The organism is Microbulbifer maximicatervae (SeqCode) (genome assembly GCF_052467065.1).
Map to the genome: position 1 here is coordinate 564641 of NZ_CP174299.1, position 23383 is coordinate 588023.

Here is a 23383-nt window from a genome sequence, read left to right on the forward strand (position 1 = left end):
CTCACCTGAATTAAGGACACAATGGAACAGCGAGTCGTAACCCTTTTTCACCACAGCCTTGAAGCCACAATGAACGCTGGCGAGATACTGGCCCCGCTGATTGCAGAAGCCAGCGAAATGGTGGTGCATACACTCTTGGCAGAGAGCAAAGTCCTGCTCTGTGGCAATGGTGTCAGTGGCGCATTGGCGCAAAGTTTTAGCTCGCAACTGACCGGCGGCTTCCAGCGCGAACGCCCCGGCCTACCGGCTATGGCCCTCAACAGCGACGGCGTCTCCATGGGCACCGTTGCCTCGAACCACGGCGGTGCAGACACCTTCGCACACCCGGTTCGCGCCCTGGGGCAACCCGGTGACCTTCTCGTAATTATCAGCAGCGATGGGCGCGACTCAAACCTGGTTCAGGCCATGCGTGCGGCTCGGGACCGGGATATGGGCATACTCGCACTGACCGGCGGTGATGGCGGCGACTGCGCCGCCCTGCTCGATACCCATGATATTGAACTACGGGTGCCATCCGATGTCGCAGCTGAGGTACACCAAGTACATCTTCTGACAATTTTTTGCCTGTGCGACCTAATCGACAGTAGTTTGTTTGGTGGCTACGAGGAATAAACGATGAACAACAAAAAGTTGACCCTGGGGAAATATCTCCTGGCTGCCTTCGCGGCAACCACCTTGTTAGCGGGATGCAGCACTGTATTGGAGGCCACCCATGACGGCCCCATACAACAGGACCCCGGCGAGCGATCTTTTGGCACCTATATTGACGACCAGCGCATCGAGACGGTGACCACAGTCAATATCAACAAAGCTCACCCGGACCTGAAAACGTCAAATATCAATATCAATTCTTTTAATGGTGTTGTCCTGCTCACCGGCCAGGTACCCAGCCAGGAACTGCGCCTGCTCGCCGGACGCACGGCAGAACAAGTACAGAATGTTCGCCAGGTCTACAACGAAATTCAGGTGCGCGGTAAAGTCACTTTACTGGCCAGCACCAGCGATACCTGGCTAACCACCAAGGTGAAAAGCAACTTGTTTGCCAATAAGGAAGTAGACAGTGGTCGCATCAAAATCGTGACCGAGAATGGAGTTGTTTATTTGATGGGACTGCTAACTCCTGCCGAAGCGGAACGGGCAGCCGAAGTGACCCGCTCGGTAGGCGGGGTACAGAAGGTTGTAAAAGCAGTGGAATACATCAACTAATAGTTCCCGCACTACACAAACAAAAACGGAGGCAACTGCCTCCGTTTTTGTTAGCGCTCAAGTCTGTAACTTATACGCGCTCTATAGCAACCGCTGTAGCCTCACCGCCACCAATGCACAGGCTTGCCACGCCCTTCTTGGCATCGCGCTTCTCCATCGCTGCCAACAGGGTAACCAGGATACGGGCACCGCTGGCACCTAACGGGTGGCCGAGGGCACAGGCACCACCGTTAACATTGACCTTTTCCCAGGGCAAATCGAGCTCACGCATAGCAGCCATAGTCACTACCGCAAATGCCTCATTAATCTCGAATAGGTCCACATCCGCCGCAGACCAACCGGCATTTTCCAGCAGCTTGTGCATAGCGCCGACCGGAGCCGTAGTGAACCACTCGGGCTCACGGGCAAACTGGGATTGCCCCTTGAGAACAGCCAGAACTTTCAAGCCGCGCTTCTCGGCTTCACTTTTGCGCATCAACACCAGCGCCGCAGCACCGTCAGAAATAGAGCTGGAGTTCGCTGCGGTTACAGTGCCGTCTTTACGGAACGCGGGCTTCAGTTGAGGGATTTTGTCTGGACGGGCATTACCTGGGGCCTCGTCGATACTCACCTCAATCTCACCTTTGCGAGAGGCAATCGTGACCGGGGAGATTTCACGAGTAAAATCACCACCTTCAATCGCAGCCTGGGCACGCGCCAGAGATTCCAGAGCAAAAGCGTCCTGCTCCTCGCGGGTGAAATCGTACTTATCGGCAGTAGATTCGGCGAAAGTGCCCATCAGCTTGCCATCCGCAGCATTTTCCAGGCCATCCAGAAACATGGAATCTTTGACCTCTCCATGACCGAGGCGCATACCAGAGCGGGCCTTGGCCAGCAGGTAGGGGGCATTGCTCATGCTTTCCATACCACCAGCAACGATAACCTTACCCTCACCCATCAGCAGGGCATCGCGGGCCATCATCACAGTCTTCATTCCGGAGCCACACACCTTGTTAACAGTGGTGCAAGGAGTGCCGACAGGGATGCCGGCACCCAGTGATGCCTGACGTGCCGGAGCCTGACCAACACCTGCCGGGAGCACACAACCCATCAGCACTTCATCCACATCGGCAGGTGCCACACCCGCGTCCTCAAGGGCTGCGCGAATCGCCGCAGCACCCAACTGCGGGGCAGTGAGGGCTGAAAGGCTGCCCTGCATAGCGCCCATTGGCGTACGCGACATTCCGACAATCACTACTGGGTCCGAAGTTACATCACTCATTCTGGCTGCTCCAAGTTCTGTGCCGCCATCACCGTGGTGGCGGCAATTGTTTTAATGTCGCCGCATTATAGCCGAAGCCCCACCCCGCTCCGCCAGGGGTGCGACCAGTGCGCAGCAGTATCAGCCCATCGTGTTACTATTTACGCCACCAACAGGGATAAATAGGGGAGCGTTATGGGATCTACGGGACTTGTTGTGCTGGCGGTAGTCATCGCACTGTTCTTTTTCATTATCAGTATCTTTAACAAACTGGTTTCACTGAAAAACCACAGTGAAAATGCTTTTGCGCAGATCGACATACAGTTAAAACGGCGCCACGATCTGGTGCCAAATCTGGTGGAGAGCGCCAGGGCCTACCTGAACCATGAGAGAGACACCCTGGAAGCGGTTATCAGCGCGCGCAATGGTGCAATGTCAGATCTCAAAACCGCCGCTAAAAACCCCACTAATGCCGCCGCAATCGATAAGCTCGGTCGCGCTGAAGGTCTTCTCAACAGCGCCCTCGGCCGCCTGAATATGGTGATTGAGGCCTACCCGGAACTGAAAGCCGACCAGACCCTCCGCGAACTCAACGAGGAGTTAAACAGCACCGAAAACCGCGTGGCATTTGCACGCCAAGCTTTTAACGACTGCGTCACCAGCTACAACATCTACAAGCAGAGCTTCCCCCCAGTATTTCTGGCCGGCCTTTTTGGCCACAGAGCCAACGCCCAACTGCTTGAGTTCGCAGACTCAGAAACCTTTCAAGTCGCACCACGTATCGAGTTTTAAATATGAACTTCTACGTTCACCAGGAAAAAGCCAAGCACAGCAGTCGTATGCTGGTTTTCCTGTTCAGCCTGGCCCTCATTGCCCTAATCAGTTTGAGCACCCTGGCTACGGCAGCCATGGTGTCACTATCTCGCGGCCAACCATTTACTCCCTTTGAAGTCGTGCAGCTTCTGGGCTGGGAAACCCTTGGCTCAATAGCCTTTGTTATCGGTACTGCCGTTATTCTGGGCAGTCTGTACAAGTTCCATCAATTATCCCCTGGGGGAAAGGCTGTGGCGGAATCCCTGGGAGGGCACAAGCTTAATACTTCCGCGCGAACTGAGCGGGAAAAGAGAGCACTCAATGTTGTGGAAGAGATCGCTATTGCAGCAGGTATTCCGGTACCCGATGTCTACATCATTGAGGACAGCACCATCAATGCCTTTGCCGCTGGCCAAAACCCTACCGACGCCATTATTGGCCTGACACGGGGCTCCTTGGAAAAGCTTACCCGGGAGGAGCTACAAGGAGTTGTTGCCCACGAGTTCAGTCATATTCTCAATGGAGACATTCGTCTAAATACCCAGATCACCGGGCTGTTGCATGGAATCTTAATTATTGGACTTTTGGGGCAGCTCCTTGTCAGAAGCCCGGCACCCCACCGGCGCGTAACCCCCATAAGATATCCGCTACTAGGCCTGGGAATAACTCTGATTATCCTCGGCTACACCGGTACACTGATCGGCAACCTGATCAAGGCCGCAGTCAGTCGGCAGCGGGAGTTTCTTGCCGATGCCTCCGCAGTACAATTTACTCGCAACAACCTCGGTATTGCCAACGCACTGAAAAAGATCGGTGGCCGCGATTTAGGCTCAGAACTCAGCAGCCCCAACGCAGCAGAGTTTAACCATATGTTGTTCGCGGTTGGAGTAAAACGCTCCCTGCTCAGCCTTTTTGCCACTCACCCTCCACTGCCAGTGCGCATCAAGAGGCTAGAACCCACCTGGAATGGCCTATTCGCCAATACGGAAGAACAGGTAAAAAGTGAAGCCGAGACTGTAAAACTCAGTGAATTGCAAAATCCGCAGCTCGCCATGGCCGCTCCTACGACGCCTTTCCAGGCTGCTCTGGATGCAGTGGACAACAGTATTGCCAAACCAGATACACACCAAGTTGAGCTTGGACATCAACTGCTGGGTTCTATTCCACCCCTTATCCAACAGGCTGCACACGAACCTTTTACCGCCCGGGCACTGGTCTACTACCTTCTTCTGCACAAGGATAAAACCGAGCGAGACAAACAGCTAAACCTCTTGGAGAAAATTGCCCATCCTGCTGTTATCCGCGAGATGAAAAAACTCACACCACATATGGAATCACTGCCGAGCAACGCTCGCCTCGCATTGATTGACCTATGTATCCCGGCCTTACGTGCCCTAGTCCCTCAGCAGTACCAGATCTTTAAACGAAATCTTATCAAGCTTCTACACAGCGATGGGAAAGTTGAAGTTTGGGAATGGGCCCTGTACCGGGTATTAATGCACGCGCTCGACGGCGCTCCAGATCGACAGCGCCTGTCCCATAGCAAACATGCCAACAAAGATGCTTCACGATTTATCATTGCAGCCATCGCCCATGCGGGAAACAGCCAATACCTTCCAGCAAAACGTGCTCATGAGAAGGGACTCAGTGCTCTCAGGCTTGAAATAACCCCGCTACCCGGCATCGCTGATATCACCCTGCCAAGACTGGACAAGGCCATTGCAATCGCCAGCCTTATACCGCCCCTGGAGAAACCCGACTTACTGAAAGCGATTGTGATCACCTTGAATCACAATGGGGTAATTAAAGCGGAGGAGATCGAACTGTTAAGGGCCGTCGCTGACAGCCTGGACTGCCCTATGCCACCGATTGTCGATAAGTCTAGGTAGCCGCACAACGCCAGCACAAATGCTGGCGTTGTGAAACCTTAATGGGCGTGGTGCTGATAAACCGGCCCGATGCCCACACTCCATAAAATGACGGAGCCAATAAGCACCGTAACCATCATTACCAAGGCAACGGTTAATACTGCACAGGCATACAGAAATGCTCGATCCTTATTCATATTCATCAGGATCGGAATGCCAGCAAAGACCAGGTAAATAGAATACATCCCGGCAATGCCTACCGACGCCATCGTGAGCCAGGGGTGTGGATAAAGGACGACGATACTCGCCAGGAAGATTGGCGTAGTAATAAACACCGCAAGTGCCGTGCCTTCATAATGGCGCGTGGGCTCATCTCCCTCAACTCCGTAGGATCGCGCCATCCAGTTAATAAACTCTCCGAGGCAATAGACGCCAACCAGCAATGCAAAATAAGTAACAACCGACAGAACAGCTGCACTTTCAGGTGTCAGCTTTGCCAGATGTCCCCCAACCTGAAAGCCTACCCGGGTAACCCCAAAGTAACCGGCCACGGTAGGAATCAACGCCAGAAGCGGCACATGAGTTACAAACACCTCAAAAAAAGAATGGCGATCAGCGCGTATCGCTTTCCACTCTTTTTCCGGGTTGGTAAGAATACCTATTGTATGACTGAGTATCCGCACACCAAATCTCCCTTCCAATACCCTGCCTTGCAGTATCGGTGGCGCACAACAGATTGACCAATGCCAAAAGGGAATTAAGCGTCACTTTCAAATTTACTTGATTTATATCAGCTGTGGACAGACAGGCAATTTCGCCCGCTGCGCTTCGCTTTATAAAGCGCTTGATCAGCCGCTTTAAGGATACTCTCGGGTTTCTTTAGTTTTTTATTGCGGTGGGCAACGCCAATACTCACGGTAACTTTTACTGGCTTCCCCCCACCCTTCCCCCTGAGCGAAGCCCCTGCGGAAAGACGCCCCGATGACCTTAGGCGCAGTGGGTAACTTGAGATTTTCTCCCTGATTTTTTCCAATAAAGCTTCTTTCGCCTGGCGACTGCGGCCCGGAAGATAAATAACAAACTCCTCACCGCCATAGCGAAACACGGTACCGTGAGAGTGGCGCGCGAGTTGAGCCGCAACCATTTGCAAAGCCTGATCACCCACCTGATGGCCATAGCGATCATTCAGCTTTTTAAAATAATCGATATCAACCATGGCAAGACTGTAATTCCATGCTGGCGTCAGCATCTGATAGCGGAAGGCCCGCCTGGAATGAAGCCCAGTCAGCTCATCGCGAAACGCCAATTCATAACTGGCCCCAAGCAGCGAAGCGACCAATAATATTCCGGCTACAGAGCCGGTAAACTCGAGAGGAAGGCTCAACCAAACACTGCACAACAGCAAAATAGAACAGCTAAATAGACCCATAGCGGTGGGGCCAGGGTAGAGAAAAAGTAAGGCAAAAGCACCGAGAGCGGAGACAGCGCCAATCAATTGTGGCAACGAAAATGCGTCGGGTAAAAACCCGGACAACCCGCTGGGCAAATTCTCGACAGGAAATGCCAACCTCAGCGGTGCGCAGCAATCATAGAGCAAGACAAAACCCACCCCCTCAGCCAGCAAAAACAGGCCCCATAGCAGCCCAAAAATACTGAAGACACTGCGATCACGGCTGCAAGTAAACAGAACAAGATTTACTGCAACCAGTGAGAGATAAAGCGGGAGATCCCTGTGCAAGCTGGGGAGCAATTGGGAGTGAGCCGCTATGTATAGGGCCATGATAAGCAGTGCTGAAAGCGCAACCCGGCTCGAGCGAAAACCAAAACTGAGCAATACCGCCACAGCCAATAATAAGACTGGCAACTGCGGACTGTATAAGTGGGTCAGATCAATCCAGGGAAGATACTGCGCAACGAGAAGCACCAGAAGCATCCCTGGCAGCCAAATAAAGCGCAGCCATTGAAGGTATGGCGGCATGACATTCGCGGCAATAAAAGATAACGCGCCATTATACGGACTTGGGACAAGCGTATACCCGGAACTAGGTCACAAAATTGAAGCGAAGGGGGGAGCTGGCAGGGCCTTAGAAATCTGCCCTACCAGCGAAAAGGAGCACTATTTAACGACACGCAGAGCCGGTTTTTTCACCGATTTTTTACCCAAACTGGTGGGTGGCGTCGGTTCGGGCGGCTCTGGAGTTTCCTCGGCCTCAAATACCATCCCCTGCCCGTTTTCCCGCGCGTAGATTCCGACCACAGATCCCACTGGAACTTGGATATCTGTCGGAACCCCGCCAAAACGGGCGTTAAACCTGATGGCGTAATTATCCATAGTCAGACTGGCAACCGCTGATTCCGAGATGTTCAGCACTATCTGACCATCGTCGTTCACATGTTGTTGCGGCACCAAAACACCGGGGAGGTGCGTATCAACCAGAATATAAGGAGTGCACCGGTTATCGGTTATCCACTCGTAAAACGCCCGCAGAATGTAGGGACGATTGGATGTCATGGCCGGCTTGCTCACCAGTATTCCCTCAACGCATTTCCCGTTCGTATTCGGTCAGACTCTGCTGGAATGCCTCGCGGGCAAACAGGCGGTCCATATAATCCAGCAACGGCTTAACCTGTTTGGTTTTCGGAAGGCTGATTTCAAACTGCTCGAGGCGCCACAACAGCGGGGCCATGCAGCAATCTACCAGAGAAAACTCTTCATTAAAGAAGTACGGCAGGTCGGTAAACATCGGAGCGATACCAACCAGGTTGTCGCGCAGTTCTTTGCGAGCGGAGGCCGCGTCCTTACCACCGGCAAGGATCTTGTCCACCAGAGGACACCAATCGCGCTCGATACGATGCATAATCTGGCGGCTCTGCGCGCGGGCAACCGGGTAAACTGGCAGCAGCGGCGGATGCGGGAAACGCTCGTCCAGATACTCCATCATCACTTTGGTCTCGAACAGAACCAAGTCGCGATCTACCAGGGTTGGCAGGGAGTTGTAAGGATTGAGGTCAGCGAGTTCAGCTGGTTTATCATCGGCGTCCACATCGGTGATATCGACGGAAACCCCTTTCTCTGCAAGTACGATACGTACTCGGTGGCTATAGTGGCTGCGACCATCGGAGAAGAAGGTCATCGAGGAGCGCTTGTTGGTAGGCACACCCATGTTCAAACTACCTCAAACTTTAAGCCGGCTAGAGCCGACCATTTATTCAAAATATAAAAGGGCAGTGAGTAAACCCACCACCCATTAGAGACAAACTAGCGACGGCTTTAGTGGTGCACGTCTTTCCAGTATTCGCGGTTCAGCAACCAGGCGAAGATAAAGAACACAAAAATAAACGCCAGCACATAGAAGCCAACACGTTTGCGATCTTCAGCCATCGGCTCAGCAATGTACTCCATAAAGTTGACGAGGTCATACATTGCCCCATCAAACTCTTCAGGTGTCATAGAGCCTTTCACCTTACCCACCTCCAGACTACCACAGGCAGCATCCATAATCGGGTTGCCGAGCTCATCGCGGACAACTTTACCGTGGTCGCGCTTAGGGCCAGGGGCACACTCCTGCAAGCCTTGCAGCTCCATCAGAACGTGAGGCATGGCCACACTCGGGAAGACCTTATTATTTACCCCGGTAGCACGACTGTCGTCCTTATAGAAGCTGCGGAGGTAAGTGTAGAGCCATTCCGGTGAGCGAGAACGAGCAACCAGCGTCAGGTCCGGCGGCGCGGCGCCGAACCATACTTTGGAATCATCTGGACGCATGGAGATCGTCATCAGGTTGCCGATTTTGTCATCACCCAAAACCAGGTTCTCCATCATCAACTCAACCGGGATATCCAGGTCAGTGGCCACACGCTCCCAACGGGAGTAATTGGCACTGTGACACCCCATGCAGTAGTTGACGAAGTACTTGGCACCGCGCTGCAGGGACGGCTTGTCCCGCAGATCGATATTGATGTGATCCAGCTCCACTTCAGATTCTGCACCTACCGCTTTAATCGGGATAAAGGTCAGCAGGCCGACAACGATAATACCGATAAACAGGATGCCGAAAGTTTTACCACCAGACGGGCTGGTTACACGCTCGGGCTCTGGGTAAACCTCATCGCGATTGGTAATCCAGGGCAGCAAAGTAAAGAAGGCAGCGAGCAGCAGAGTTACAACCACCATGAAAGTATTCACGGAGTAATTAGCTACCGCCATCCACAGGAACAGCACGCCGAAGATGACACAAACAGCCCAGGAGCCAATGCCTTTCTTACTCTTCGGATTCGTCCAAACCGGCATGGTCAGGAAGAAGGCGAAGTAGAACAGGGTCGCTACCTGAGACAGGAAGTTACGATCCGGGGTCGGAGATTTAACACCCAGGTAGCCAAGGATAATAAATACTGCAGCAAACAGAAGCAGCAAGCCCTTCGGCAACCAACCCTTGTAGCGGATCGAGCGAACCGGGCTCTTGTCCAGCCAAGGCAGCACAAACAGCACAGCAATAGCGGCACCCATAGCTACCAAGCCAAGGAATTTCGCAGTAAGCGGACCGATATCCATGGTAACCGCACGCAGGATTGCGTAGAACGGCGTGAAGTACCAAACCGGAGCAATATGCGGTGGTGTCTTCAGCGGGTTCGCTTCTTCGAAGTTAGCGTACTCCAGGAAGAAGCCGCCCATTTCCGGGAAGAAGAACACAACAGTTGCGAAGATAAACAGGAATACCGCGATACCTACCAGGTCGTGAACAGAGTAGTAAGGGTGGAAAGCAATACCGTCTTTGGGGATGCCGTTCTCATCCTTGTTCTTCTTGATCTCGATGCCGTCTGGGTTGTTAGAACCCACTTCGTGCAACGCCAGGATATGCAGAACTACCAGCAATACCAATACCAGCGGCAGTGCAATAACGTGCAGGGAGAAGAAGCGGGTCAGGGTAATACCAGAGATCAGGTAGTCTCCGCGAATCCACTCAACCAGGCTATCGCCAATACCGGGAATTGCTCCAAACAGGGAAACAATCACCTGGGCACCCCAGTAGGACATCTGGCCCCAAGGCAGTACGTAACCCATAAAGGCTTCTGCCATCAGCACCAGGTAGATACACATACCGAAGATCCACACCAGCTCGCGGGGCGGCTTATAAGAGCCGTACATCAAACCGCGGAACATATGCAGGTATACCACCACGAAGAAGGCAGACGCACCTGTGGAATGGAGATATCGTATCAACCAACCCCACTCCACATCGCGCATGATGTACTCAACCGAGGCAAATGCCTCCTCGGCAGAGGGGTTGTAGCTCATAACGAGCCAAATACCGGTCAACAGCTGGTTGACCAGGACCAATAGGGAGAAAACGCCGAAGAAATACCACAGGTTAAAGTTTTTGGGCGCGTAGTACTTGCCCATGTGCTTATCCCAGGCCTGGTAAATGGGTAGTCTCTGATCTACCCAATCACCGAAATCTGCGAGCCATTTCATGCGGTGCCCTCCTGGTCTACGCCAATCACGATTACATCGTCGTTTTCATAGGAATAAGGCGGCACCTCCAGGTTGGTAGGCGCGGGAACACCGGTATAAACACGGCCAGCCATATCGTATTTGGAACCGTGACAGGGACAGAAGAAGCCACCCATCCACTCATCGCCACCCAGATCGGCAGCACCCACTTCCGGGCGGTACATAGGCGCGCAGCCAAGGTGCGTACACAGACCAACCAACACCAACAGCTTTGGCTTGATAGAACGGTTTTCCGGATCTACATAAGCTGGCTGGATAGACTCCTCGGAGTTAGGGTCGCGCAGAAGAGGCTCCACCTTCTCCAGGTCTTGCAGTATTTCATCGGTGCGGCGCACAACATAGACCGGCTTGCCTCGCCACTCTACGGTGACCATTTGGCCCGGTTCAACTTTGCTAACATTGTATTTAACCGGAGCGCCCGCAGCTTTCGCCTTGGCACTCGGCTTCCAGGAAGCGACGAAGGGAACGGCAACCCCCACCGCACCCGCGCCACCAACAACTGAGGTGGCTGCGGTTAGAAAACGGCGCCGTCCTACATTTACACCGTCATCACTCATGACGTAGTTCTCCCATCACAGCGACCCCGATAGCCCGGAGATTCGCTGGCCCAAACCCAAAAAGTCTTGAAAGAAGTCCCGCCCGGCAGATTGCCCGCGCGAATAAACCCCACAAATCAAGCGGATACAAATCGGCGCAATGTTAAAGAAAATGCCAATTTGATACAAGGCAATGCTACGGGGAACGTCGGGAATCACGCGGCGAAACCGCGATATATCCAGCAAAAGTCATAAGAACACTGGATAACCACAGATACGGGAATATAAAAAAGCCCGGCAAAAGCCGGGCCAAAAAGAAAGCTTATCGCTTGGAGAACTGCGGCTTCTTACGCGCTTTGCGCAGACCCACTTTCTTACGCTCAACCTCACGGGCGTCGCGGGTAACATAACCAGCGGCGCGCAGCGGTTGACGCAGCGCTTCATCATACTGCATCAGGGCACGAGTCAGGCCGTGACGGATAGCACCCGCCTGACCAAAGGAACCGCCACCTTTAACAGTAACAGTGATGTCGAATTTCTCGACCATTTCAACCTTTTCCAGCGGCTGACGCACGATCATGCGAGCCACTTCACGGCCAAAGTATTCGTCCAGGGTGCGACCGTTTACGGTGATTTTACCTTCACCCGCCGCGAGAAAGACGCGAGCGGTGGAGGTTTTGCGGCGGCCGGTACCGTAGTATTGAGTAGTTGCCATCAGATATATTCCCGTTTAGAGCGCCAGTTCAATCGGCTGTTGTGCCGCATGAGGATGTTCACTACCGCTGTATACTTTCAGCTTCTTGAACATGGCACGACCCAAAGGACCCTTCGGCAGCATGCCTTTTACGGCGCTTTGAACGGTGCGCTCGGGCGCTTTTTCGATCAACTTTTCGAAGCTGATGGATTTAAGACCACCGGGGTAGCCGGAGTGGCTGTGGTAGATCTTGTCTTTGGCCTTGTTACCGGTCACGCGAACCTTTTCTGCGTTGATTACAACAATGTAATCACCAGTGTCCACGTGGGGCGTGTATTCAGGCTTGTGCTTGCCGCGCAGGCGGGTTGCGATCTCGGCAGCAATACGGCCGAGGGTCTTGTCCGCAGCGTCAACAATGTACCAGTCGCGTTTTACCGCTTCTGGCTTGGCACTGTAAGTCTTCATGTTATAAACACCTGTAATATGACCCCCAGAATTAGGGGCCGTCCCACAAAAGAGCGCGGATAGTACAAAAGGAGTGTATGCTTTTCAAGCAGAATTTACCCCGACCCGACAGACTTATTCGGGGCGGTGGGGCCGCTCCAGATATTCGCGGGACTGCATCTCCAAAAGCCGACTCACCGTGCGTTCAAACTCAAACTTAAGGTTCCGGCCGACGTACAGTTCCTCAGCTGGAACCTCCGCAGAAATCACCAGCTTCACGCACCGGTCGTAAAATTCATCCACCAGATTAATGAAGCGACGCGCCTGGGCATCCATACGCTCATCAAACTTGACCACCGACCCCAGAAGCACCGTATGGAACTCCCTGGCCAATTCGATATAGTCATTTTGCGATCGCGGCCCATCGCATAGATCCACAAAATCAAACCACGCAACATCATCCGCTACTTTCAAGGCTCGAATTTGGCGCCCCTCCACTTGCAGCTGAACCTCGCTACGAGCTTCGCAGCCGCTGACACTCAGCTGCGAAAAACTCTGCTCCAGACTGCTATCCGCCTCAGGTCCCAGCGGAGAATGATATAGCTCCAATATCTCCAGGGTGCGCAGCCGGTAATCGGTACCGCTATCGACATTAACCACCTTGGTGTATTTCTCCAACAGATCGATGGCGGGAAGAAACCGTACCCTCTGCAGCCCATCCTTATATAAGCCCTTGGGCACAATATTCGAGGTCGCCACCAGGGCCACCCCCCGGCGGAACAACGCATCCAACAGACCGGCCAATATCATGGCATCGGCAATATCTGAGACGAAAAACTCATCAAAGCAGAGCACCCGAGCGCGGCGGGCAATCTTATCTGCCACCTTCTCCAGCGGGTTCTTCTCTCCAGCGTACTCTTTTAGATCCTGATGAACCCGCCGCATAAAGCGATGGAAATGGGTGCGCTGTTTTTCCGCGAATGGCAGGGACTCAAAAAACGCATCCATTAGGTAGGTCTTTCCACGACCTACCCCACCCCAAAAGTAGAGACCCTTCTCGGGCTCATTAGCGCCACTGCGAATACGGGACAAGAAACTGACGATCGCACCGCGCTCAGACCGAGCCACCAGGCGCCGATGAAGGTCCTGCAACTCCTCAACTGCCTGACGCTGGGATTGATCCTCAACGAAGTCCGGGCGCTGAAGATCACTCTCATAACGCTCAAGAGGGGAAGAAAATAGTGGTTTGGCGGGCAACATAGAGGAAAATTTCTTCGACTACTGAATAACTGGCGCGCACTCTATCAAATTCAACCAATCTACGCATAGACCGCGGAGAGACATGGTTGGCACCCTTTACAACAGTGCAACTACCCGAAATAGCCAGCCCTCCCCGCAAACTGGAACCAGGCACTAACCATTCTGCCGCAATTGACCGACAACATTAATTGTCAGCGTAATAATCGCGTATACTGGCCTCTCTATTATGAGGGGCAATAGCCACGAACGCGGGCTACCCAAAGTGCAGAAACCGGCTGGGCCAAGATTGGCAGCCTCATCTCTCCACGAGGCGATCTGTACAATAAAAAAGCAAGTTGAGGAGGTAGTAAGTGCACTCTACATCGGTATTAATTCTAGTCGGCGTCCTCGGTATGACCCTGGGTGCATTCCTCGCATTCCTGGCTGTGCGCGGGCGTACCAGTGTGGAGCGCTCAGAGGAACTGGAGCAGAGACTCCGCGAAGCCAACAACAAACTCGAAGATTTCCAGTTGCAGGTCAACGATCACTTTGACCAAACGTCACAACTTGTTCACAACCTCACCGAGAGCTATAAAGAGGTTCACGAATACCTATCGAATAGTGCGCTGCGCTTATCCAGCCAGGATATTGGCCGCCAGATGCTGAAAGCCGGCAGTGGAAAGTTAAAAGACAACGATGAGAAATTACAGGATATAGAGCCACCTCGCGACTGGGCCCCCAAGGAACCTGGTGCCAAAGGCACGCTTGCTGAGGACTACGGGCTCGAAAAAGAGGCCCATGAGAGCAGCTAATAATTAATAAGCTGTACGAGATAATGAAACGCAGATTTCCAAGCAATAAAAAAGGCGGGTAATCACCCGCCTTTTTTATTCGGTACTTACAGGCTCTGATAATAATCCATCAAAATCTGCGCCACCTCAGGGCGAGAAAACTCTGGGGGCGGCGCAATACCATCACCCAACATTTCACGCACTTTAGTACCTGAAAGCAGAATAAAATCTTCTTTCGTGTGGTCAGGAACATCACGCATCATCACCACCTTATTCAGCTTTTTGGAATAAGCGGTGTGGTCGGCACGGAAAATCTCAATCTCAAGAGCGCCTTCGGGCACCTTTTCATCGAAGATCGTCTGAGCATCGAAAGCGCCGTAGTAATCGCCAACGCCGGCGTGATCGCGACCAACAATCAGGTGGCTACAGCCACAGTTCTGGCGGAATACCGCATGCAATACCGCTTCGCGCGGGCCAGCATACAACATATCGAAGCCATAGCCGGTCACCATCACAGTATTCGCCGGGAAGTACAGCTCTACCATCTTGCGAATGGAAGCATCGCGCACCGGAGCGGGGATATCACCTGGCTTCAGCTGGCCAAGCAGCATATGAATCAGCACACCATCGGCTTCCACCCCGTCGAGGGCCATCTTGCACAGCTCTTCGTGCGCGCGGTGCATCGGGTTGCGAGTCTGGAAGGCTACCACCTTATTCCAGCCACGCTCCTTGAATTCATTGCGAATCTCAACCGCGGTGCGGAAAGTATCCGGGAAGTCATTCTGGAAGTAGCTAAAGTTCAACACTTCGATCGGGCCCGATATCAGAGTTCGACCCGCAGACTTAAAGGTTGCGACACCGGGGTGTTTCTCATCCAGAGTGCCAAACACCTGCTCAGCCATGGTGTCCATTTGCTCTTCTGAAATGGTTTCGATCGCCTCAACATCCATCACGGCGAGAACCGGATTACCCTCGACATTTGGGTCACGCAGGGCTATACGCGAGGCACCCTCAATTTCACTGGCGTCTTTAACAACATTAACAACCGGCACCGGCCAGAACAGGCCATCTACTGTGCGCAAGGTTTCAGCAACACTCATGGCATCTGCCAGGTTCATATAGCCGTGTAACGGATTGAAGTATCCTGCCCCAAGCATTACCGCATTAGCGGCAGCTGCCGAACTGACCACGATTGACGGCAGGGACTCCGCTTCGTGCATCAACTGGTGATGCCTCTCACTGTCATATACAAAGCGTGGCTGAAGTTCAACGCTGCCATGGGGGCGAACTAGGGACATTTAGGTCTCCAAAAACAGTAGTTACCGGTTAGTCTTAAAATTTCGATTGGCCATTATACGCATCTATCGTAAGCGACCAATGCCATTGCCATACAGGAGTTAGATTATACCTCCCAAATTCCACTCCCCGAGCAACTCCAGGGTCTCAAAAACCAAGCAAGCAGACCCGGACACTGGGCAATCGCTATATAGTAGAGTGAGAAATACAAGCGCCCTCCAATTAGGCTCACAAACTGCCCCTCTGTCCAAGCCAGTTTGTAGAGCCCCTATATGCTAATTGTTGTGCCGTGAACAACCACCCAGCCAAAAGAAACTATTTCCTCTAACAAAGTCCATGTGCAGCGATTCCGCCTGGAGACGTGTGTATAATCAGCGCAAAGAGGAGTCACGAGTGTCCCAAAACCGATTTTTACAAGATTGGATCCTACCAACCCTGGTAGGCCTTGCCATGGCTGCCCTGCTCTTGGTTATATTCCCACAACTGCGTGGTATCGCCCCTGAGGCCAATGGAAATAATACCCAAGGTCCGGTTTCCTATGCCCATGCCGTCAATGTGGCAGGCCCTGCTGTAGTCAATATCTACACCCGAATGGCCATGCCACAGCGCCAGCACCCTCTGTTCAATGACCCCCTTTTTAGGCGCTTGTTCGACAACATGGATGTCCCGCAAAGACAGAGGATGCAATCCAATCTTGGCTCAGGTGTCATTGCCAGTGATAACGGTTATATCCTGACCAACCATCATGTGGTCGACCAGGCCGATGCCATTGTTATTCTTTTAGCTGATGGACGGGAAGCGCAAGCAAGGCTCGTCGGAAGCGATACAGATTTTGACTTGGCCGTCCTCAAAATTGACCTCGACGGCCTGACCTCCATTTCTGTCGGTGAACCCGACAGGGCACAGGTGGGCGACGTCGTCCTAGCAATCGGCAACCCTTTTGGAGTTGGGCAAACTGTGACTCAAGGCATTATCAGTGCGAAAGGCCGTCACCTTGAAAACTCAGGCACCGGCAGCTACTTACAGAACTTTTTACAGACAGATGCTGCGGTCAACCCTGGAAACTCTGGTGGCGCACTGGTTGACTCTCAAGGGCGCCTGCTAGGCATCAACACCTCAATTCTCAATCAATCCGGCTATTCAGGCGGGATCAGCTTCGCCATTCCCGCCAATATTGCCTTCAAAGTCATGCAGGATATTATTGCTTATGGCCGCGTCGTACCCGGCTGGCTGGGCATTGAAGCTACAGGCATTAGCCCTCAAATGGCCAAGGAGTTCAATTTAAACTCTACTGGTGGCGTATTAGTAACAGCTATTTACAACGAGGGCCCCGCGCATGTTGCAGGTCTTCAGCCAGGAGATGTCATCACGCATATTGATGGCCTCCCTATCGGCGATGGCAAACAGGGAGAGGCCACTATGGCCACTCTGCGCCCCGGAGATACCATCTCAATAACCTTTATTAGAGAAGGTGCTTCCCATACAGTTAATGCCACAGTTTCAGAAGAGCCACAGACAAAAACAGCAATAGAATAACCCCTCAAGGAGGAGCCTCCATGCGCTCAATGGTTTTAGCTCTGCTTTTTACAATAACTGTAACTCCCGCAGTAGCGGAAGATAAGGAAGACTTACAAAAACTGCTGATTGATTTTATCAGCAAAGCTGCCTCTGATCCCCAGGCCCACCAACGCTTTTGGGCCGAGGACCTAGTATACACCAGCTCAAACGGAAAGCGCTTTGGCAAAAGCGAAATTATGCAAGGAATGCAAACACCTCCCACTGAACCAGTGACAACGAGCTATGCCGCCGAGGAAATTGACATTCGATTGTTAGGAGATACCGCTATTGCTGCATTTAAACTATCGGCTAATGACAGCAGTAAAGGGGAACAAAGCTATTACTTCAACACCGGCATGTTTGTTAAACGAGACGGTGAGTGGCGCGCCCTAGCCTGGCAGGCTACCCGCATACCCCCTACAGAATAAGTGCACTATGTACACACCCCGCATAGAGGAATCTGTTGGGGTGTATTACTCAGAAATCCTTGACCCGAAAACCCGCAGAGCGGGCATGAGCTTCTAACCCCTCCCCGAGCGCAAGAGTATGCGCTACGCGCCCCAAGGTATCAGCGCCTTTTTCAGAACAGTAGATCACCGAACTGCGCTTCTGGAAGTCATAAACTCCCAGCGGTGAGGAAAAACGGGCAGTGCCACTGGTAGGAAGGACATGATTGGGGCCAGCACAGTAGTCCCCCAATGCCTCTGCCGTATAGCGCCCAAGGAAAATGGCTCCGGCATTCCGGATCTCAGGAAGGTAAGCTTCAGGGTTATCTACTGAAACTTCCAGGTGCTCCGGCGCAATCTGATTAGAGATTTCTATCGCCTGCTGTATGGACTCCACTTGGATCAACGCTCCACGGTCAGCAAGGGAGCGGGAGGCAATTTCAGCTCGGGGCAACTCGGCCAAAAGCCTTTGCAGCGAACTCTCAACCCGATCTAGATACTCAGCATCAGGGCACAACAGAATTGACTGCGCCTGCTCATCGTGTTCAGCCTGTGACAGCAGATCCATGGCAATCCAGTCGGGATCTGTTTGCCCATCGCAAATAACCAGAATTTCAGAAGGGCCCGCAATCATGTCGATAGCAACATGACCAAAAACAGCACGCTTGGCACTGGCCACAAAGATATTCCCCGGACCAACAATTTTATCCACCGCAGGAATAGACTCAGTACCATAGGCTAGTGCCGCTACTGCCTGGGCACCACCAATCGTAAACACCCGGTCCACCCCTGCTATTGCCGCTGCCGCCAACACCAGGTCGTTCAGCGCCCCTTTCGGAGCCGGCACCACCATATTTACGGCGTCAACCCCAGCAACTTTTGCAGGAATTGCATTCATAAGCACGGAAGAAGGGTAACTCGCCTTACCTCCAGGAACATAAATGCCGACACTTTGCATTGGGGTAATCTGCTGCCCCAGCACAGTCCCATCGGCCTCCGTATAGCGCCAGGACTCCTGTCTTTGATGCTCGTGGTAATGCCTCACTCTATTAGCAGCTGCCTCCAGGGCCTCGCGCTCCTCGGTACTTATACGGTCTAGAGCCGCGGTAAGCTCAGCAGCCGGCAGAGCAAAGTCTTTCGCGCTTTCCAGGTGCCGATGATCAAAGCGGTTGGTGAACTCGATAACAGCCTTATCACCATGAGCGCGAACACGCTGCAATATTTCTGCAACGATACTTTCAACCTCTTGATTTGCCACTGCCTCCCAAGCCAATAGCTGCTTCAATTGGCCATCGAAATCTCTATCGACCGTATTTAGCCGACGAATTACTTTGCTCGTCATAATGCTTCGGGTATCTATTTGGTTTGTGCTACAGCCGATGCCAACTTCTCAATCAAACTATTGATTGGCGCATATTTCATCTTCATGGCTGCCTTGTTGACGATCAATCGACTGCTGATTTGCGCAATAGTCTCTCGGGCTTCAAGGCCATTGGCCTTTAGCGTATTGCCACTATCAACAATATCGACAATCTCGTCGGCCAAATTCATTAGCGGAGCAAGCTCCATAGCCCCATACAGCTTAATGATGTCAACCTGACGGCCAATCGAGGCATAGTGCTTTTTGGCACTTTGTACAAACTTGGTGGCAACCTTAATTCGGCCACTGGGCAGTTGCCGGCCCTTAACACCAGCGGTCATCAGGCGACAGCGGGCAATACCCAAGTCGAGAGGCTCGTAAATACCATCAGAACTATGCTCGAGTAGAGTGTCTTTCCCCGCCACGCCAATATCTGCGGCTCCATGCTGCACATAAGTGGGTACATCCACTCCCCTCAGGAGGAGGAGATGCACCCCTTCGCGATTCGTCGGAAATATCAACTTTCGGCTTTTAGTTAGGTCTTCAGCAGGCTCCAACCCCGCCGCCTTAAGAAGCGGTAGAGTCTCCTGAAGAATCCGCCCTTTTGTCAGTGCGATTGTAATTTGTGCAGTCATTTCGATTTACGCCAGTCCGTCATTGGCTCTTGGGGTTAACTTCTTAGCGATCAGCCGGGAACACGCCGAATATTCGCGCCGAGCTGTCGGAGCTTCTCTTCAATACACTCGTAGCCGCGGTCAATATGGTAAATACGATCCACCATAGTAGTGCCCTCTGCCACCATACCGGCAATAACCAAGCTGGCTGACGCGCGCAGGTCTGAAGCCATTACTGGAGCGCCCTTAAGCTTTTCCACCCCGGTAACAATTGCCGTATTGCCTTCCAGGGTGATATCCGCTCCCATTCGATTCAGCTCATGAACCTGGATTAAGCGGTTTTCAAAGATTGTCTCAATCACAGTTCCCTTCCCTTCGGCTACAGCATTCATTGCTGTGAACTGGGACTGCATATCTGTAGGGAAGGCTGGGTAAGGCGCTGTACGGAAGCTCACCGCTTTAGGGCGATTGCCTTTCATATCCAGCTCAATCCAATCATTGCCACAACTGATATGAGCTCCAGCCTCTTCAAACTTAACCATAACCGCATCGAGGATATCAGCACGAGTATTGAGCAGGCGTACTTTGCCCCTCGCCGCTGCAGCTGCCGCAAGGAAGGTTCCGGTTTCAATACGGTCCGGCATAACAGTGAACTTGCAGGGGGTAAGCTTAGGTACACCGTGAACACGCAGGGTGTCAGTGCCAACCCCTTCAATCTGAGCCCCCATAGCAATAAGGAACTCTGCCAAATCGACGATTTCGGGCTCGCGAGCGGCGTTGTGCAGAGTCGTAGTTCCCTCTGCCAGTGCCGCTGCCATCAGCAGGTTTTCTGTGCCGCCAACTGTCACCTTCTCCATGACAATATTGGCTCCCTTAAGGCGACCGTTGGAGCGCGCCCGAATGAAACCACCATCAATGGTTATCTCAGCACCCATCGCCTCAAGGCCCTTTAGGTGAATATCGACTGGGCGACTACCAATTGCACAACCACCAGGAAAGGAGACATTCGCAACCCCATGCCTAGCCAGCAGGGGCCCAAGAACCAGGATTGAGGCCCGCATAGTCTTAACCAGCTCATAGGGAGCGGTCAGGTCATTGACTGAGCGAGGGTCAATCTCAACACCCAACTTTTCATCAATAGTGACATCACACCCCATACACCGGAGCAAGGTGATCATGGTGGTAATATCATTGAGATGCGGCAAATTATCGATTTGCACAGGCCCGTCAGCCAATAAAGCAGCAGCCAATATCGGCAAGGCTGAATTCTTAGCTCCAGAAATCCGCAGAGTCCCGGAAATTGGGCTGCCGCCCTCTATTATCAACTTATCCATTCAATCTCTTTCTAGATAGCCAACACCTCAGTGGCAATGGCAAGTTAACGACTGGCTTCTTCTGGAGTCAGAGTCTGCATTTGCACGGCATGCAAGGTGCCATCGGCGATTTTTTCACCAAGAGCGGCATAGACAAGCTGTTGCTTTTTTAAACGACTCAGACCCTCAAAGGAACTGCTCACTACAGTGACCATCAGGTGACTACCTTCAAAAGCCACTTCAACAGTACTATCGGGGATTTGCCCTTCGATTAGGGCCTTGATTTCGTCTGGTTGCATAGGAGGGACTTGCGATTGGTTAAAAACAGCACGCAAGTGTACTTGAATCAAGCGGAGTGCGCAGCTGCGCACTCCAAAGTTCGCGGATCAACTCACTTTATTTGCGGCATCATCTGCCGCTGACCAATTAGAAATCACCTTGTCGATGTCTCCATAAGTCTGCATTGACTGCGAGAACTGACTGCGGAAAGTCTTACCCAGGTTGACCCCATTCAGAATCACATTGATCAACTTCCACTGGCCTGCCCGATTGCGCACCAAGGTATACGAAACTTTTGTTATACCCTCTTTACTGCGAACTTCCTGCAGCACATTTACACGATTACCTTGAGGTGTGGTGCCGGGATTGACCACTTTTACATCCAGGTCGCCAAAATTTGCCACGCCGCGAGCAAATGTCGCTACAAGATCGCGACGAAAAGCATCCGTAAAGCGAGAGCGTTGGTCGGCAGTCGCCTGCTTGGCATAGCGCCCCATTACACCGCGAGCGATAAAGTCAAAATCAACAACCGGGGTCAGCACCCCTTCAACAGCACTGTAGTATCTTTGTGGGTCTGAATTTGCATACTGAGCGTTGGTACGAATTACCCCCAAAAGCTCATCGGAAACCCCTTTAATCATTACATATGGATTTTGGGCCGCATTGGCTGCAGGAACCACTGCAGAAGCAAAAACAACACAAAGCGCAAATCTAATCCACCGCGACAAACCGTTTCGGCCAATCCAAAATGATGCGTTCACAAATTATCTCCAGTTAGCAAATCAATCCTTGGACGCATATGACAGAATTTAGTGCCATAGCAATACCACATATCAACCTTCCCGCAGCCCAACTGAGAGTGTGTCGATCATCCATTGAGTGACATAGCTGACAGCGGAGACGGCAAACTATACCATGGCCACACCCGGCAATGTGGCGGTGTACGAGCGTGTCATTTGACACATCTAAAATGCGCACTGGCTTTTTCCGCCGCCAGCAGCCCGCTAATATAGATTAGCACGACAGCAAAAGATCGAGTCGCCTTTAAATATTGGACTCATATGACAAAAATTATCCACGCTGTCGCATAAGTAAATATCGAAACTGTCGCATAATAAGGCAGTTTTACGAGAACTTGTTAGAGCACCAGTAAGCGATTGAGGCAGTTGATGACACAGGATTTAATTTTGGAAGCTGGGCGCCGCACCGTCCGCATGGAAACTGAAGCGGTGGCAGCACTGGAGCACAGAGTTAATGGCGAATTCCAGCGAGCCTGTGAAATGATCATGCAATGTCGCGGCCGCACAATCGTTACCGGCATGGGGAAATCTGGGCATATTGGCCGAAAGATCGCGGCCACCCTTGCCAGCACTGGCACACCGAGCTTTTTTGTTCACCCCGGCGAAGCGAGCCACGGTGATCTCGGTATGATCACTCGGGATGATGTTGTCATAGCCATATCCAATTCTGGCTCATCCGCTGAAGTCCTCACCCTACTGCCTCTGCTTAAACGACTGGGCATTCCACTAATTAGCATGGCAGGAAAAACCGACTCCCCTCTGGCTCAAGCTGCGGAAGTCAATTTGGATATATCGGTAGCCACGGAGGCCTGTCCCCTCAACTTGGCCCCCACCTCATCAACAACAGTTACTCTGGTGATGGGAGACGCACTTGCAGTCGCCCTGCTCGAGGCCAGGGGTTTTACTGCCGAAGATTTTGCCTTCTCTCACCCCGGCGGCGCCCTCGGGCGCAGGCTTCTACTGAAGGTTGAGGACGTGATGCATGCAGGCGATGAACTCCCCCAGGTAACTCCAGAGACGCTGCTATCAAAAGCCCTGCTAGAGATGACCAGCAAAGGGTTCGGCATGACAACTATTGTAAATAGCGACGGTGAATTACTGGGCGTTTTCACCGACGGTGATTTGCGCCGAGTAATAGATCAAAAAATCGAACTCGACAAAGCACTCATGGAGGAGGTGATGAGTCGCCGCCCTAAAACGGTTTCTGCTGACACTCTCGCTGCAGAGTCCCTGAGAATTATGGAGGACTACAAAATCACTGCATTAGTGGTAGAAGATGAAGCTCACCACCCTGTCGGCGTACTCCATATGCACGATATTCTGCGCGCCGGAGTTATCTGAGATAATACCGGACAATTAACACACAGGTCTTGCC

The 23383-nt window shown here is 52.4% G+C and carries 24 protein-coding genes; 8 read left to right on the forward strand and 16 right to left on the reverse strand.

The annotated features are described in order from the left end of the window. The first annotated feature begins 21 nt into the window (after window positions 1–21). Both ACJJI1_RS02595 and ACJJI1_RS02600 read left to right on the forward strand, forming a co-directional pair. Window positions 22–612: an SIS domain-containing protein gene (locus tag ACJJI1_RS02595; protein ID WP_108734203.1), complete on the forward strand. Its 591-nt coding sequence runs from the start codon at window positions 22–24 to the stop codon at window positions 610–612. A 3-nt stretch (window positions 613–615) separates the two neighbouring features. Then, window positions 616–1206: a BON domain-containing protein gene (locus tag ACJJI1_RS02600; protein WP_444893027.1), complete on the forward strand. Its 591-nt coding sequence runs from the start codon at window positions 616–618 to the stop codon at window positions 1204–1206. 70 nt (window positions 1207–1276) lie between these two features. Here ACJJI1_RS02600 and ACJJI1_RS02605 read toward each other — a convergent pair whose 3' ends face one another. Continuing rightward, window positions 1277–2467 carry an acetyl-CoA C-acyltransferase gene (locus ACJJI1_RS02605; protein ID WP_444958455.1) on the reverse strand — a complete coding sequence of 397 codons (1191 nt, stop codon included), beginning with the start codon at window positions 2465–2467 and terminating at the stop codon, window positions 1277–1279. Between the two features lie 174 nt (window positions 2468–2641). Here ACJJI1_RS02605 and ACJJI1_RS02610 point away from each other — a divergent pair, with 174 nt between their 5' ends. Both ACJJI1_RS02610 and ACJJI1_RS02615 read left to right on the forward strand, forming a co-directional pair. Beyond that, window positions 2642–3238, forward strand: coding sequence for a LemA family protein (locus ACJJI1_RS02610; RefSeq protein WP_444958456.1), 597 nt, complete (start codon window positions 2642–2644; stop codon window positions 3236–3238). 2 nt (window positions 3239–3240) lie between these two features. After that, a complete protein-coding gene (locus tag ACJJI1_RS02615; protein ID WP_444958457.1) occupies window positions 3241–5148 on the forward strand; it encodes a M48 family metallopeptidase in 1908 nt (635 codons plus the stop codon). A gap of 38 nt (window positions 5149–5186) precedes the next feature. On the opposite strand, the gene ACJJI1_RS02620 is transcribed toward ACJJI1_RS02615, so the two are convergent. From ACJJI1_RS02620 to zapE, 9 genes are all read right to left on the reverse strand, one after another. Then, window positions 5187–5810: a Yip1 family protein gene (locus ACJJI1_RS02620; protein ID WP_413663026.1), complete on the reverse strand. Its 624-nt coding sequence runs from the start codon at window positions 5808–5810 to the stop codon at window positions 5187–5189. 107 nt (window positions 5811–5917) lie between these two features. After that, entirely contained in the window at window positions 5918–7105 is a 1188-nt protein-coding gene (locus ACJJI1_RS02625; RefSeq protein ID WP_444907497.1) for a GGDEF domain-containing protein, read from the reverse strand. Between the two features lie 138 nt (window positions 7106–7243). Continuing rightward, window positions 7244–7639, reverse strand: a complete 396-nt coding sequence (locus ACJJI1_RS02630) for a ClpXP protease specificity-enhancing factor (RefSeq protein WP_108735312.1) — start codon at window positions 7637–7639, stop codon at window positions 7244–7246. Between the two features lie 25 nt (window positions 7640–7664). After that, window positions 7665–8291 (reverse strand): glutathione S-transferase N-terminal domain-containing protein, encoded by a 627-nt coding sequence (locus ACJJI1_RS02635; protein ID WP_108734210.1) that lies wholly within the window; start codon window positions 8289–8291, stop codon window positions 7665–7667. Window positions 8292–8398: 107 nt separating this feature from the next. Further along, a complete protein-coding gene (locus ACJJI1_RS02640) occupies window positions 8399–10600 on the reverse strand; it encodes a ubiquinol-cytochrome c reductase (RefSeq protein ID WP_444896358.1) in 2202 nt (733 codons plus the stop codon). After that, on the reverse strand, window positions 10597–11196 hold the full coding sequence (gene petA, locus ACJJI1_RS02645; protein WP_444918001.1) for a ubiquinol-cytochrome c reductase iron-sulfur subunit: 600 nt from the start codon (window positions 11194–11196) through the stop codon (window positions 10597–10599). Before petA ends, ACJJI1_RS02640 begins: the two co-directional genes overlap by 4 nt. Window positions 11197–11497: 301 nt before the next feature. Beyond that, on the reverse strand, window positions 11498–11890 hold the full coding sequence (gene rpsI / locus ACJJI1_RS02650) for a 30S ribosomal protein S9 (RefSeq protein ID WP_282933887.1): 393 nt from the start codon (window positions 11888–11890) through the stop codon (window positions 11498–11500). A gap of 15 nt (window positions 11891–11905) precedes the next feature. Next, window positions 11906–12334, reverse strand: coding sequence for a 50S ribosomal protein L13 (gene rplM, locus ACJJI1_RS02655; protein WP_282933888.1), 429 nt, complete (start codon window positions 12332–12334; stop codon window positions 11906–11908). A 114-nt stretch (window positions 12335–12448) separates the two neighbouring features. Continuing rightward, window positions 12449–13573 (reverse strand): cell division protein ZapE, encoded by a 1125-nt coding sequence (gene zapE, locus ACJJI1_RS02660; RefSeq protein WP_444958458.1) that lies wholly within the window; start codon window positions 13571–13573, stop codon window positions 12449–12451. Window positions 13574–13923: 350 nt separating this feature from the next. Between zapE and ACJJI1_RS02665 the strand changes: the two genes are divergently transcribed. Further along, on the forward strand, window positions 13924–14364 hold the full coding sequence (locus tag ACJJI1_RS02665) for a Z-ring associated ZapG family protein (RefSeq protein WP_157954137.1): 441 nt from the start codon (window positions 13924–13926) through the stop codon (window positions 14362–14364). Window positions 14365–14450: 86 nt separating this feature from the next. Here the strand turns inward: ACJJI1_RS02665 and sat are convergent, their stop codons facing one another. Then, window positions 14451–15641 (reverse strand): sulfate adenylyltransferase, encoded by a 1191-nt coding sequence (gene sat, locus ACJJI1_RS02670; protein WP_444925708.1) that lies wholly within the window; start codon window positions 15639–15641, stop codon window positions 14451–14453. Window positions 15642–16032: 391 nt separating this feature from the next. Between sat and ACJJI1_RS02675 the strand changes: the two genes are divergently transcribed. Together ACJJI1_RS02675 and ACJJI1_RS02680 are read left to right on the forward strand one after the other, a co-directional pair. Continuing rightward, entirely contained in the window at window positions 16033–17175 is a 1143-nt protein-coding gene (locus ACJJI1_RS02675; RefSeq protein WP_444958459.1) for a S1C family serine protease, read from the forward strand. Between the two features lie 20 nt (window positions 17176–17195). Beyond that, window positions 17196–17624, forward strand: coding sequence for a nuclear transport factor 2 family protein (locus ACJJI1_RS02680; RefSeq protein WP_444958460.1), 429 nt, complete (start codon window positions 17196–17198; stop codon window positions 17622–17624). Between the two features lie 49 nt (window positions 17625–17673). On the opposite strand, the gene hisD is transcribed toward ACJJI1_RS02680, so the two are convergent. The 5 genes from hisD to ACJJI1_RS02705 all read right to left on the reverse strand — a co-directional run bounded on the left by hisD (window position 17674) and on the right by ACJJI1_RS02705 (window position 21969). Continuing rightward, on the reverse strand, window positions 17674–18984 hold the full coding sequence (hisD, locus tag ACJJI1_RS02685; RefSeq protein ID WP_444958461.1) for a histidinol dehydrogenase: 1311 nt from the start codon (window positions 18982–18984) through the stop codon (window positions 17674–17676). Window positions 18985–18998: 14 nt separating this feature from the next. Continuing rightward, window positions 18999–19637, reverse strand: coding sequence for an ATP phosphoribosyltransferase (gene hisG, locus ACJJI1_RS02690; protein ID WP_444958462.1), 639 nt, complete (start codon window positions 19635–19637; stop codon window positions 18999–19001). 50 nt (window positions 19638–19687) lie between these two features. Further along, window positions 19688–20950, reverse strand: a complete 1263-nt coding sequence (gene murA, locus ACJJI1_RS02695) for a UDP-N-acetylglucosamine 1-carboxyvinyltransferase (protein ID WP_444958463.1) — start codon at window positions 20948–20950, stop codon at window positions 19688–19690. Window positions 20951–20994: 44 nt separating this feature from the next. Then, window positions 20995–21228, reverse strand: a complete 234-nt coding sequence (locus ACJJI1_RS02700) for a BolA family protein (protein ID WP_444896351.1) — start codon at window positions 21226–21228, stop codon at window positions 20995–20997. Window positions 21229–21315: 87 nt separating this feature from the next. Further along, window positions 21316–21969: an MlaC/ttg2D family ABC transporter substrate-binding protein gene (locus ACJJI1_RS02705; protein WP_444958464.1), complete on the reverse strand. Its 654-nt coding sequence runs from the start codon at window positions 21967–21969 to the stop codon at window positions 21316–21318. A gap of 408 nt (window positions 21970–22377) precedes the next feature. Here ACJJI1_RS02705 and ACJJI1_RS02710 point away from each other — a divergent pair, with 408 nt between their 5' ends. Further along, complete coding sequence (locus tag ACJJI1_RS02710) at window positions 22378–23349, forward strand: KpsF/GutQ family sugar-phosphate isomerase (protein WP_444933973.1); 972 nt, start codon at window positions 22378–22380, stop codon at window positions 23347–23349. Window positions 23350–23383 lie beyond the last annotated feature (34 nt).